The 12,113-nt window shown below is 58.4% G+C and carries 13 protein-coding genes and 1 pseudogene; 13 read left to right on the forward strand and 1 reads right to left on the reverse strand.

The features are described from left to right. Nucleotides 1-72: 72 nt before the first annotated feature. From BFR47_RS11855 to BFR47_RS11875, 6 genes are all read left to right on the forward strand, one after another. The gene (locus BFR47_RS11855; protein WP_281245968.1) at nucleotides 73-822 is read left to right on the forward strand and encodes a DUF3549 family protein; all 750 of its coding nucleotides are present in this window, start codon (nucleotides 73-75) and stop codon (nucleotides 820-822) included. Continuing rightward, entirely contained in the window at nucleotides 770-1,108 is a 339-nt protein-coding gene (locus BFR47_RS19150; protein ID WP_281245969.1) for a DUF3549 family protein, read from the forward strand. Before BFR47_RS11855 ends, BFR47_RS19150 begins: the two co-directional genes overlap by 53 nt. After that, the gene (locus tag BFR47_RS11860; protein WP_071473261.1) at nucleotides 1,101-1,403 is read left to right on the forward strand and encodes a DUF3301 domain-containing protein; all 303 of its coding nucleotides are present in this window, start codon (nucleotides 1,101-1,103) and stop codon (nucleotides 1,401-1,403) included. The genes BFR47_RS19150 and BFR47_RS11860 overlap by 8 nt, the downstream gene beginning before the upstream one ends. Before the next feature lie 82 nt (nucleotides 1,404-1,485). Next, entirely contained in the window at nucleotides 1,486-1,713 is a 228-nt protein-coding gene (locus BFR47_RS11865; protein WP_071473262.1) for a DUF2789 domain-containing protein, read from the forward strand. Nucleotides 1,714-1,729: 16 nt separating this feature from the next. Beyond that, on the forward strand, nucleotides 1,730-2,032 hold the full coding sequence (locus BFR47_RS11870; RefSeq protein WP_071473263.1) for a hypothetical protein: 303 nt from the start codon (nucleotides 1,730-1,732) through the stop codon (nucleotides 2,030-2,032). Continuing rightward, the gene (locus tag BFR47_RS11875) at nucleotides 2,032-2,805 is read left to right on the forward strand and encodes a Zn-ribbon-containing protein (RefSeq protein ID WP_071473264.1); all 774 of its coding nucleotides are present in this window, start codon (nucleotides 2,032-2,034) and stop codon (nucleotides 2,803-2,805) included. Before BFR47_RS11870 ends, BFR47_RS11875 begins: the two co-directional genes overlap by 1 nt. A gap of 23 nt (nucleotides 2,806-2,828) precedes the next feature. Here the strand turns inward: BFR47_RS11875 and syd are convergent, their stop codons facing one another. Then, on the reverse strand, nucleotides 2,829-3,362 hold the full coding sequence (syd, locus tag BFR47_RS11880) for a SecY-interacting protein (protein WP_071473265.1): 534 nt from the start codon (nucleotides 3,360-3,362) through the stop codon (nucleotides 2,829-2,831). 54 nt (nucleotides 3,363-3,416) lie between these two features. Here syd and queF point away from each other — a divergent pair, with 54 nt between their 5' ends. The 7 genes and pseudogenes from queF (at nucleotide 3,417) to BFR47_RS11915 (ending at nucleotide 12,078) form a co-directional block, all read left to right on the forward strand. Beyond that, complete coding sequence (gene queF, locus BFR47_RS11885; protein ID WP_071473266.1) at nucleotides 3,417-4,268, forward strand: NADPH-dependent 7-cyano-7-deazaguanine reductase QueF; 852 nt, start codon at nucleotides 3,417-3,419, stop codon at nucleotides 4,266-4,268. Nucleotides 4,269-4,377: 109 nt separating this feature from the next. Then, nucleotides 4,378-6,630, forward strand: coding sequence for a tetratricopeptide repeat protein (locus BFR47_RS11890; protein ID WP_071473267.1), 2,253 nt, complete (start codon nucleotides 4,378-4,380; stop codon nucleotides 6,628-6,630). 39 nt (nucleotides 6,631-6,669) lie between these two features. Continuing rightward, nucleotides 6,670-8,199, forward strand: coding sequence for a GGDEF domain-containing protein (locus BFR47_RS11895; RefSeq protein ID WP_245748912.1), 1,530 nt, complete (start codon nucleotides 6,670-6,672; stop codon nucleotides 8,197-8,199). Nucleotides 8,200-8,227: 28 nt separating this feature from the next. Beyond that, a pseudogene (ppnN, locus tag BFR47_RS11900) lies at nucleotides 8,228-9,582 on the forward strand (nucleotide 5'-monophosphate nucleosidase PpnN). A 27-nt stretch (nucleotides 9,583-9,609) separates the two neighbouring features. Continuing rightward, a complete protein-coding gene (xni, locus tag BFR47_RS11905; protein WP_071473268.1) occupies nucleotides 9,610-10,392 on the forward strand; it encodes a flap endonuclease Xni in 783 nt (260 codons plus the stop codon). Between the two features lie 80 nt (nucleotides 10,393-10,472). After that, entirely contained in the window at nucleotides 10,473-11,480 is a 1,008-nt protein-coding gene (locus BFR47_RS11910; protein ID WP_071473269.1) for an isocitrate dehydrogenase, read from the forward strand. Between the two features lie 139 nt (nucleotides 11,481-11,619). Further along, nucleotides 11,620-12,078 carry a hypothetical protein gene (locus tag BFR47_RS11915; RefSeq protein ID WP_071473270.1) on the forward strand — a complete coding sequence of 153 codons (459 nt, stop codon included), beginning with the start codon at nucleotides 11,620-11,622 and terminating at the stop codon, nucleotides 12,076-12,078. Nucleotides 12,079-12,113 lie beyond the last annotated feature (35 nt).

Below are 12,113 nucleotides of genomic sequence, written 5' to 3' on the forward strand. Positions count from 1 at the left end.
TAAAACTCGCCGCACTATACCATCTTGGTCTTTGACTCCCTATAATTCGCCCCTGTTCGACAGGAGAAGCCGATGCAAATAGATACCTTGAGTGAATTTTTAACCCAGGCAGGCACCGAGTTTCGCCTCTACGATCTGGGCCGCCGTCTGCAGCCTCTGAGCCAGCAGGACTTTGCCGCCATCGAGGCCGGGCAACGCCCCTACCCCTGGCCGCTGCAGCGCCATGCCTGGCTGGCAGTCTGCTACTGGCAGCAACAGGCGCCGCAACAGCAATATATCTGGTTCCTCAAGATCCCGCTGGACGAACGTGGCCTGTTCAACAATGCCGCGGTCAAACACTTCCTCGCCGCCCTGGTCGAGCAACTGGGCCAGGATCCGAGTGCACCGCTCAGCGACGAGCAGCAACGGCGACTGGCCGAAACGCCTTTTACCTTTCAGCCAACCCAGGACAAGCTGGCCGCCTTTCATGCCCGGCTGGGGGTCGAGCTGGGCCTGCCGCCCTCCGCCTTCTACCAGCAGGTTCTCGACTATATTGCCGCCCCCGGGCAGCACGACTGGCAGCAACTGGGTCTGCAGGGCCTGGCCGATCTGGCGGCACGGCTGCATCAGGATCTCCCGTCAAGCGAACAGCTGGCAGCCCGGCTGTTCAGCCTGCCCCAGCCGGTTCAGCAAGCACTGCTGAGCCAGTGCGAGCACCATCCCCTGCCTTCGTCTCTGGCCGAGTTACTGCTGAGCGGCATCAACACCGAACTGGAACGGCAGAGCCCGGATGAAGAACGCATCGCCCTGCTGCTGCGTGCCACCGCCGGCTGCCCCCCTTAACGCCCGCCATCAGAAAGTCGCCACCCTGCTGACCCTGAATCCGGGGCAACCGCTGATGCTGAGCCTGGCCGCTCGCCTGTGGCAGGAGCTGACCGACGAAACCTTGCTGCTTTCCTATCTGGAGCAGCTGGCCGGCCGGCACGGCGAGCTGTTCAACGGCCTCTTTGCCGAGCTGGTGTCGATCCCGGCCTTGCGGCCACTGCTCCTCACCAACCTGCATAATCCGACGCTGTCTCCCGCGCTGAAAAGCGCCATCGGCAACCTGTTTGCGAACGACCGTGGCTGAGCTGCTGGGGCTGCTGGCCATCTGCCTGCTGGCGGCCGGCTACTGGCAAGTCCGGCGCCAGAGCGAGTTTGCCCGCCACTGGCTGGAACGCTATTGCCGCCAGCAGCAGTTTCAGCTGCTCAGCGTCTATCGCTATCGTTATGTCTGGCAGAAGGGACGACTGTTGGCACAGTTTCGATTCGAATTCAGCCACGACGGCCTGCAACGCGATGAAGGCGATCTCTGGCTGCACAGCCTGACCGTGCTGAAAGTGTCGCTGCCGGTGTTGCGCGAACCCCCGTCACCTATGCTGTAATGCATGGACGCCCATCGTTACCGGTAAAAGTTACCTGTAATAGCTACCCGTAAGCAATTTGTCGGTCAAAAAGGAGACGGTTATGGAACACATCACTCACCCTTTCAGTGAACTGTTCGAGCAGTTGGGGCTGGACGCCAGCCATGAAGGCATTGCACATTTTCTTTCTGCCCACCGCCTGCCCCCCGAGGTCGAGCTGGTGGATGCGCCCTTCTGGAGCAAATCCCAGTCCAACTTTTTGAAAGAAGGACTGCAAAACGACTCGGACTGGGCCGAAATCATCGACCAGCTGAACAGCAGCCTGAGATAACACACACGGAGACACCATGTCCCAGCAGGATATTATCAACGCCATTCACAGCCTGGTGCGGGAAGGCAAGTCCATCTCCACCGCCGCCGTCAAGGCCCGGCTCGGCGGCCCCGTCAACATGGCGCAGTTGCTGCAGCTGATCAGCCGCTATAAACAGTCACCGGATTCACTGCCACCGGCCGAGTCCGCCGCCCCCGCCATCGAGCCGCAGGCCGAAACGGATCTCGCCGGACGCGTGGCCGAGCTGGAAGCCCGAGTGGCCCGGCTGGAAACGCTGCTGGCCCAGTCGGCTGCCCGGTCACCGGAGCAACAAGGCTGATGTGGGTCTGTGAACTGAGCTTTGACTGTTATCAGGATATCGAACTGGCGGATGCCGAGCCGGCCATTCGCCAGTATCTCGATGCCCTGCGCTATAACGGCCAGATCCTGGGCCGGGAGTTTCCCACCGCCATGCATCAGGGCTGGCTCGGCAGCCGGGTGGTCTGTCCGGAAAAAGACAGCCTGCACCCCCGCAATCACAGCCGCCAGGTCACGCTTGCCATCGAGCAACTGCATAAAGTGGGGCTGACCAGCCCCAAGGTGCAGGTTCGGGGACAGGATCTGAATTCGGATACCACCGACCCTTGCGATGAACGCCGCTGGCAGCTGTTGTATACCAGTTACCTGCATACCTGCTCGCCACTGCGCTGCGGTGATCATTTCACCCCGGTGCCGCTGTACCGGATCCCCCCGGTCGCCAATGGCGACTTCAAGCAGGTGCTGAAATGGCAGGAAGACTGGGAAGCCTGCGATCAGTTGCAGATGAACGGATCCATTCTGGAACACGGCGCCGTGACGGAGCTGAGCGAGCACGACAGTCGGCTGACCCGCCGCGGTCGGGATCTGGCCAAGCGCATCGAATACCTGACCAAGATACCGACCTTTTATTATCTGTATCGGGTTGGAGGCGACAGCCTGGAAGCCGAACTGAACCGGCCCTGCCCCGGCTGTGGCGAAGACTGGCGACTGGCCGAGCCGGTACATGACATTTTCGACTTTGTCTGTGAGCCCTGCCGGCTGATCTCCAACCTGTCCTGGGATTTCAAGAATTGATATGGCGTGAGGTGTGAGGCGCGTCAGCCACAGGGCTCCAGCCGGCGCAGAAAGTGAGCCAGGTTTGGCGCCAGTACGCCGATGCGGCCCTGGCCCAGTCGTTCCAGCAACACCTCGCCGCTGCTGTTGTCCAGGGTCACCAGCCGTTGCTCGTCGCGGCAGCTGGCCAGAAACCAGCTGGCCGGCAGCTTCAGCTTCTGCAACATCAGCTGATGGCCTATCTGGTTTTGCTGCAGTCGTTCGAAATCCTGCTGATTCCATGGCTGCAACAGCGTCAGAAACAGCCCCTTGAAACAACCCGGTACATTGCCCGCATAATAATGGCCGAAAAAGGCGCTGATATCCGCATGCAGCGGCATCTTCAGGGCGGCAGCAATATTGTTGAAGTCTCCGGGCTCGGGTCGCCGCCAGGGTTGCCAGCCGACCCGACCGCCCTGAGCCGGCAACAGCTCGGCCGGAGAAGGAAAATCGGCATCATACGCCACCAGCGGAATGCCGCCGAGCCGCCGATAACGCTCAAACAGGTCGGCCAGCGCCATCACCACTTGATCTTGCATGTCAAAGTCTCACAATAGGCCTAATGCCCCGCATTCTACCAACTGGATCCCGAAATGACACCAGAGCAGAAATACCAGTCCAGCTCAGCGCTGGACGCCTTGCCCCTGGGCAAACAAAGCAGCTATGTCTGCGAGTACGATGCCGGCCAGCTGCAACCGGTGCCCCGCGCCCTTAACCGGGATGATCTGGGACTCAAGGCCGATGCCCTGCCCTTTGCCGGCGAGGATCTGTGGAACCTGTATGAACTGTCCTGGCTCAATGCCAAAGGCAAGCCCAGGGTCGCCATGGGCGAGGTACGGGTGCCCGCCACCAGCATCAATCTCATCGAATCCAAGTCGTTCAAACTCTACCTGAACAGCTTCAATCAAAGCCGTTTCGACAGCCTGGAAGAGGTCGAGGACATCCTCACCCGAGATCTGTCGTTGTGTGCCCAGGGCCAGGTCAAGGTCAGATTGTACGAGTTGCACTCGGCCCCGAGCCAGTTTGGCATGCTGCCCGGCGATTGCATCGATGACCTCGATATCGAAGTCAGCCAGTATCAGCCGGATGCCGGCTTGCTGGATGACGCCGTCCATTCCGACGACGTCAGCGAAACCCTGCACTCCCACCTGCTCAAGTCCAATTGTCTGGTCACCGGCCAGCCGGACTGGGGCAGCATCATGATCCGCTATCAGGGCCCGCGCATTCGCCGGGAAGTGCTGCTGCGCTACCTGGTGTCTTTCCGCCAGCACAACGAGTTTCACGAACAGTGCGTGGAACGGATTTTCATGGACCTGATGCAGCATTGCCGCCCCCGGGAACTGACCGTCTATGCCCGTTACACCCGCCGTGGCGGTCTGGACATCAATCCCTATCGCAGCAATGTGGCCGGCAAGGCCGCCAATGTCCGTCTGCATCGCCAGTAACATGTGAGTCCAGGTCATCAATGGCGCAGGATCGCGTCATTGACTGGACTCGCTCCGGCCAGCTCCGTAAACTGACGCGTCATCCGCATATTATCGGGTATTCATTATTGTGATTTTGTCTGTTGCCGTCCTGGTATCGCATCTGGCGGGCGCCCCCGCGCTGTCGCCGTATCAACCCGATCCCGTTGAACTGCAACGGGCACGGCAGCTGATGCTGAGCCGTCCCGGCGAATGTGTGGCACTGACCAATTTTTTCCTGCAACGCAAGGAAGTCGATCCGGCGCAGATGATCAACTCACGGCAGGACTTCGATCATCAGGAGCTGGCCAGACGCTATCGCACCCGTGAACAAACTCAGGCCGCCTGGCAGATCCAGGCCCTGTGTCAGGCCAATGACGGCCTGCCGCTGCCCGCCGATGCCAGTATCAACAAGGCCATAGAACTCGCCAGACGCTACCGTCAGGCCGATGCCGAAGCCAGCGGCCTGACCATCAAGGCCAAACTTGCCCTGGCCCGGCAGGATCCCGAACAGGCCAGAGCCCTGCTCGACGAAGCCGACGCCCTGCTGACGGAAAATTCTCCCGTTTCCCTGACCTCGGCGCTGCCCTTGCTGCAGGCCAGCGCCTTGCTGTATCAGCATCGCTTCGATGAAGCCCGCCAGGCCTTCGAACATATCCGGGTGCAGGCCCAGCAACGAGGCAGGCATCTTCAGCAGGCCTGGGCCAATTATCTGCTGGGGGGCTATTACCAGTTGCTGCAACAGGATGAACTGGCCCTGTCGCATTATGTGGAAACCCTGAGCCTGCTGGGCAAGCGTCGTCAGTACTATCTCAAGGCCATCGCCGCAGAGAAGGCCGCCAGCCTGTATGCCGCCTTGAACAAAGGCGAACAGGCGGTGCACTACGCCAACATGGCGACCACCGAGTTTGAATTACTGGGCAACCCCACCTTGTTGATTGGCTCCCTGCTCAATCTGGGCCGAGTCACCCGCGCCGGTAATGACGCCAACCTGGCGCTGGTGTATTTCTTCAATGCACTCGATCTGGTCAAAACCCAGGGCGATAGCGAGCTGATGGCTCGCCTTTATCTGGAGATAGGCCATTGCTACCGGCAACTGGACAACGCCGCCGAAGCGCGCCACTACCTGACCCTGGCCCGCACCAGCTTCAAGCGTAGTCAGGATATTCCACGCCAGATCGATACCCTGTTGCAGCTGGGGCAACTGCATCTGGAGCAGCAGGAACCGGGACTGGCGCTGCTGCAGCTCGATCAGGCCCGTCAGCTGGCAGAACAGCGGGATGACGTACCGCACCTGATTGAAAGTCATCGGCTGCTCGCCCTGCTGTTTGAAACCAGCGGTAACCCCAGCCAGGCGCTGGTACATCAGAAAGCCTTTCATGACTACTATGAGCGCGCCAGCCAACTCAACCGACTGCTGACCCAGAGTCTGGTTCAGGACAGCGATCAACAGCTGCAGCAAGAGCGGGAACTGGCCGGTCTGCGTCAGCAAAATGCACAACTGCAACAGGACAAGCAGCGCTTTACCCTGCTCGCCACCAGCCTTGGCCTGATATCTCCGCTGCTGCTCTATGGCCTGCTCCGTAATTATATTCGCAGCCGCCGCCTGCAGCATGACAATAGCGCGCTGCAGCATTCGCTGCTGGTAGAGCCCAGAACCGGTTTACCCAACTGGCGCCAGCTGATGCAACGCCTGCCTCAGGAAATGGCCAAACGTCAGCAACGCTCCGAGCAGTGGTATCTCAACGAAGCCGAAGCTCAGCCGTTTAACGACAAAATCTATTATTTGTTGCTGCATGTTCCTTTCATGGTCGACCTGAGCGAACGGATAGGACTGGCCCATGCGGCCGACCTGCAGAAAAAACTGGGCGATTACCTGCAGGGTCGTATTCACCCCAAGGCCCGGCTTTATGATCTGCGTGAAGGGCAGTTTATTTATGTAATTTCCCAGCGTCAGGTGGTCGATCTGCAGCAGACGCTTGCCAGCCTTGAACGCATGTTTGCGGAATTTCCCAGCCAATTTGAGTTGGATCAACGACTTGCCATCGGTATTATCGGACATCCATTCCTGCCCAAGGCCCCTCATGCACTGGATGATATGCGCCTGGGTGATATTCTTTACCTTGCCATGGCCGCCGCACACCAGTTAACGGAACAAACCGGAGAGCGCGCCTGGGTAGAGCTGCTGGCGGTGGATTGCCAGCAGGCAGCTTTTTTTAATGGTGACATTCGACACTGCTGCGTACAGGCTATTCTGAAAGGACTGGTCAAGGTCAACAGTTCACATAAAAAACAACAAATTGACTGGCATGCTTTGGCTCCGGAGCCAGCCGCCACACTATAATTTTACAGGCCCGCCTGCGCTAGGCTGTAATGGTGAACCATGGAAAATCTCGACGACAAACCGATGTTAAAGGAACTGGCATCCGTTATTGACAGGCTGGAAGACCTGCTTGCAGATCTGCAACAACAGGAAACTCCATCACCTGGGCGCGTTTTTTCCAGTACCACTCCCGAACCCATCAGTCGGCTGGTCAACCACTGGCAAAAGCTGTTTGTCGGCCAGTCCGGACCCGCTCCGTCCGCCCTCCAGCCAGCGGCAGCTTCCGGCACCAGCCGGTGGGTAGAAGAACTGGAGCACCTTCTGATCCGGCTACGGCACGGCCACAAACGACTGCACCAGGTACAGCAATCAACCTCGAACAGGCTGCGCCAGACGACCCTGTTGCTGCAGCAGTCGGACTTCTCTCCTCCCGAGGCCGACGCCCTGTTGAGCGAACTTGAAGGACCCGATGCCGGCCATCAGGAACAGCTGTGGAAATTGATCGATTGCTATCAGGCCGCGCTGGCACTCTGTACCGAACGGCACACCAACATCAGCACCAGCTATCACGAGCTGCGGGTCAGGCTGCAACTGCTGATCGATGAATTGCCTTTCTCCGGCGACATCGCCTCCGAACTGAACAAGATAAAACGCCAGCTGTTGCAGCTGGTAGACGATAACCTTCTGCCCGGACTCTGCCTGCAACTGATTGAACTCACCATCGAGGGCTGTCGGCAGGAGCGACATAATTCGACCCTGTTTCTGGCTCAGCTCAACAACAACCTGGGAGAAATGCACCATCACTTCGCCATTTCCCTGAGTGAAGGCGAGGCGCTGTTCGATGCCCGCACCCATCACGGTCATCACATCGCCGGCGAACTCAGGGCCATCGGCGAGCACCTGGTCAGCCAGGACAATGCGCCGCTCAAGGAAGAAATCGAGCTGCGTATGCGCAGCATCAGCCATGTGTTGGTGCAGCATGAACGCTTGCAGGAGCGGGAGCGGTCCCTGCTCAACCGGATGAATGCCATGGAGCAGCAGATCCAGTCACTCAAGCGTGAAAGCAACAATTTCAAGCAGCAGCTCAGCGCACAGAATGACAAGCTGTTTATCGACAACCTGACCCAGATTTACAATAGAGCCGCCATGGAAGAGCGGTTGGCAGTTGAATATCGCCGTTGGCTACGCTACCAGACCCCCTTGTGCGTGGCCCTCCTGGACATCGATTATTTCAAGGACATCAACGACAGGTATGGCCACCTGGCGGGAGACAAGGCGTTGCGCCTGATCGCCAGAACAATACAGAAATCCCTGCGGGACAGCGATTTCGTCGCTCGTTACGGCGGCGAGGAATTCCTGATCCTGCTGAACAACGTCAACCCGGAGCATATCCGGATCCCCCTGGAAAAACTGCGTGAGCAGCTTAAGAAAATTCCATTTCGCTTTAAAAATGAACGCGTTACCATCACCGCATCCATCGGTGCCACCCTGTTCCTGCAGGGTGATAACACCACTTCAGCCCTGGAGCGCGCCGATCAGGCCCTCTATCGCGCCAAGCACGAAGGACGCGATCAGATAATCATTGCCTGACCCCATAACCATTTTCACGGGAGTGATTATGATCACCCATATCAATCCGGTCGGCAGCATGAACCTGCTGTCGCAAGTAGAAGTCGATCACCTCAAGCAGTCCGCCTCCGGCGCCCTGTACCAGCTGTTTCGCAACTGTGCCCTGGCGGTACTCAACTCCGGCAGCAAAACCGACAGTTCCAAGGAAATACTCGAGCGTTATAAATCTTTTGATATCAACGTGATCCGCCGAGAACGCGGCGTCAAGCTGGAACTGTTCAATCCACCGGATCACGCCTTTGTGGACGGGGAGATTATCCGCGGCATTCAGGAGCACCTGTTCTCGGTGCTGCGCGATATCATCTACGTCAACAGCAAGCTGCAAAACGAAAACCAGCTGAACCTGACGTCCTCTCTGCACCTCACCGATCTGGTGTTTTCCATCCTGCGCAATGCCCGGGCCGTCAGCCCCGGCGCCGAGCCCAACCTGGCGGTATGCTGGGGCGGCCACTCCATCAATGCGCAGGAATATCAGTATACCCGCGAGGTCGGCAATGAACTGGGCCTGCGGGAAATGAACATCTGCACCGGCTGTGGCCCCGGCGCATGGAGGGCCCGATGAAAGGCGCCGCCGTCGGCCATGCCAAGCAGCGGGTCACCGGCAGCCGCTACATCGGCCTGACCGAACCCTCCATCATCGCCGCCGAGCCGCCCAACCCCATCGTCAACGAACTGGTGATACTACCGGATATCGAAAAACGCCTGGAAGCCTTCGTACGCCTGGGCCACGGTATCATCATCTTCCCCGGCGGCGTGGGAACCGCCGAAGAAATCCTCTACATCCTCGGCATCATGATGCACCCGGAAAACCGGCATCAGCCCATTCCCATTATCCTCACCGGCCCCAGGGAGAGCGCCGACTACTTCCGCAGTGTGGACGAGTTTATCGGCAACACCCTGGGCCCCGATGCCCAGTCGCTGTACCAGATCATCATCGACGATCCGGCAGAGGTGGCACGACGAGTCAAAAACGCCATGCCGCTGGTGCGTGACTATCGCAAATCGGTGGGTGATGCCTACTCCTTCAACTGGTCACTGAAGATAGAGCCGGAATTCCAGATGCCTTTTATCCCGGATCACGAAAGCATGGCCAACCTGAACCTGAGCTGGGAGCAGCCCCCGCAACAGCTGGCAGCCAACCTGCGCCGGGCTTTTTCCGGCATTGTGGCCGGCAACGTCAAGGAAGGTGGCATCAGAGCCATCGAGAAGAAGGGTCCCTTCCTGCTCAACGGCGAGCCCAAGATGATGAAGATGATGGACAAACTGCTGCAGCAGTTTGTAGAGCAACAGCGGATGAAGCTGCCCGGCTCGACCTATGTGCCCTGCTATCGCATCAACCGATAAGCCAGAGAGATAGAGATACCCCGTCAGATGCAGTTATTGATCATCGACGCCCTGAACCTGATCCGCCGATTGCATGCGGTTCAGGCTCAGCGGCATCAGCACGAACAAAGGGCCCTGGCCGCCACCGGTGCGGCTCTGAGCCACGCCGCCGGCCGACTGCTCGGTCAGTTCAAACCCAGCCATGTGGTCGCCGTGTTCGACGGCGCCCCGGTCGGCTTTCGTCATCGCCTCTATCCCGAGTACAAAGCAGGTCGCAAGCCCATGCCCGAGGCACTGGCCAATTACCTCGGCGAGTTGCAACAGCAGTTGTGGCAACTGGGTATCGATGCCCTGCTGTCCGACACCGACGAGGCCGACGATCTCATCGCCACCCTCACCACCACCCTGGCCCAGCACCGCAAGCGCAGCATTATCGTCTCCACCGATCAGGGGTTTTGTCAGCTGCTCGGGCCTCACACCCGCATCTGGGATCATTTCAATCAGCGCTGGCTGGATGAGGAGCTCGTGCAACAACAGTATGGGCTCAAGGTTAGCCAGCTGGTGGATTACTGGGCCCTGACCGGGGTATCCGGCAGCCAGATCAAAGGGGTGCCGGGCATTGGCCCCAAACGGGCAAAAGCCTTGCTGCAACAGTTCGGCTCGCTGGACCAGCTGCTCGCCGCCAGCCCGGGGACCAAAGAAGAAAACACCGTACATCATCATAAACACGATGCCTTGCTATCGAGGCAGCTGGTAAAACTGGTGGATGATATTGAATTGGGCTTTAACCTGCAGGATCTCCGTTATCCACCCCCGACTAAAGGGTCATAGAAAAAAAGTGACATAAATGGTATAAACGAGGGGCAATGACACTTCCCCTCGACCTATAACTAAAAAACGGAACGCTGCCCATGAACAAACGCAGTATTACCGTGATCCCCGGTGATGGTATCGGCCCCAGCATTATCGATGCCGCCCTGAAAATACTGGATCACGCAGGTTGTAACTTCCATTATGACTATGCCGACGCCGGCCTGATGGCCCTGGAGAAACACGGCGAACTTCTCCCCCAAAGCACCCTCGACCTGATAGCTCAAAACAAGATTACTCTCAAAGGCCCTCTGACTACCCCGGTCGGCGGTGGCTTCACCTCCATCAACGTCTCTTTGCGTAAACACTTCGGTCTGTACGCCAACGTGCGTCCTGTGGTGTCCTTTGAAGGTACCAAGAGCCGGTTTGAAAACATCGATATCATCACCATTCGGGAAAACACCGAAGGCATGTATTCCGGTGCCGGCCAGAAGCGCTCCGAAGACAACAGCAGCGCCGAGGCGATGAGCATCATCACCCGCGAAGGTGCCGAGCGCATCACCGTGTTCGCCTATGAGCTGGCCCGCAACGAAGGCCGCAAACAGGTCACCATCGTCCACAAGGCCAACATCCTGAAGTCCACCTCCGGTCTGTTCCTGGACGTGGCCCGGGAGGTGGCTCAGCGTTACCCGGACATCGAAACCAACGAGATGATTGTGGACGCCGCCTGCATGAATCTGGTGATGTATCCCGAGCGTTTCGACGTCATCGTTACCACCAACCTGTTTGGTGACATACTGTCGGATCTCTGTGCCGGTCTGGTCGGCGGGCTGGGCATGGCCCCGGGCGCCAATATCGGTAAAGAGGCAGCCATCTTCGAAGCGGTACACGGTTCGGCGCCGGACATTGCCGGCCAGAACATCGCCAACCCCTGTTCGGTGATCCTGGCCTCCATTCAGATGCTGGAACATCTGGGCATGCAGGACAAGGCCCGGCAGATCCGTGAAGCGGTGCGTAAAACCATCGCCGAAGGCAAGACCGTCACCCGGGATCTGGGCGGCAATGCCAGTACCACCGAGTTTACCCAGGCGATCATCGACAACCTGTAATCGCCGGACGAATCGATCAAAGGGCCGACAGGCCCTTTTTTATTTGACATCGGTTTCAAGTGGGACTAGACAGGTAATAACGTGACTCCGATCACTCATTCCTGACTATAGTTAGGGATATTGATGGAGGAACCGCCTCATGGAAGCCCGACAAATACTGCTGCTGGCGCTGCTTCCCTTGCCGTTTTTAATCTACATAAAGCCGAGCTCAGCCTACGAGCCGCCGATACCCGCCTTCCAACGATCCGGCACGACCAACGAACAGCCCCTGCGTTTTACCCTGCCCTCCCCCAGCATCATGACCGATCTCCCCAGCCGTTACGGGCTCGATATCGAATTGAATCCCACGGCGGACGGAAATCAGCGCCTGACGGCCTATCCCAGCCTGAAGCTGACACCACAAAGTTCGGTCAGTCTGTCACTGAAAAATTTCCGCCCCCGCCTGAATTTCGAGCGCGGAGGTCTTAAAACCTCACTGCGCCTGCGGGGCGACGGCATCAAGCTGAACATTCGTCCTTCCGACCCGGAAACCCGGCTGGAATTCGACATCAAGATCACCGACGACGAGTCCAGACTGGATTGCAAATACCGGTTTTAAACGAAAGATGACATCTCCAACAAACAGCTCCGAAT

The organism is Oceanisphaera psychrotolerans (assembly GCF_001870485.1).
Taxonomy (GTDB): Bacteria; Pseudomonadota; Gammaproteobacteria; order Enterobacterales; family Aeromonadaceae; genus Oceanimonas; species Oceanimonas psychrotolerans.

Coding starts and splice junctions, on each gene's coding strand:
- BFR47_RS11865 (WP_071473262.1), top strand. CDS start 1,486: ATGGAACACATCACTCACCCTTTCAGTGAACTGTTCGAGCAGTTGGGG.
- BFR47_RS19150 (WP_281245969.1), top strand. CDS start 770: ATGAAGAACGCATCGCCCTGCTGCTGCGTGCCACCGCCGGCTGCCCCC.
- BFR47_RS11910 (WP_071473269.1), top strand. CDS start 10,473: ATGAACAAACGCAGTATTACCGTGATCCCCGGTGATGGTATCGGCCCC.
- BFR47_RS11855 (WP_281245968.1), top strand. CDS start 73: ATGCAAATAGATACCTTGAGTGAATTTTTAACCCAGGCAGGCACCGAG.
- BFR47_RS11875 (WP_071473264.1), top strand. CDS start 2,032: ATGTGGGTCTGTGAACTGAGCTTTGACTGTTATCAGGATATCGAACTG.
- xni (WP_071473268.1), top strand. CDS start 9,610: ATGCAGTTATTGATCATCGACGCCCTGAACCTGATCCGCCGATTGCAT.
- BFR47_RS11895 (WP_245748912.1), top strand. CDS start 6,670: ATGGAAAATCTCGACGACAAACCGATGTTAAAGGAACTGGCATCCGTT.
- syd (WP_071473265.1), bottom strand. CDS start 3,362: ATGCAAGATCAAGTGGTGATGGCGCTGGCCGACCTGTTTGAGCGTTAT.
- queF (WP_071473266.1), top strand. CDS start 3,417: ATGACACCAGAGCAGAAATACCAGTCCAGCTCAGCGCTGGACGCCTTG.
- BFR47_RS11870 (WP_071473263.1), top strand. CDS start 1,730: ATGTCCCAGCAGGATATTATCAACGCCATTCACAGCCTGGTGCGGGAA.
- BFR47_RS11915 (WP_071473270.1), top strand. CDS start 11,620: ATGGAAGCCCGACAAATACTGCTGCTGGCGCTGCTTCCCTTGCCGTTT.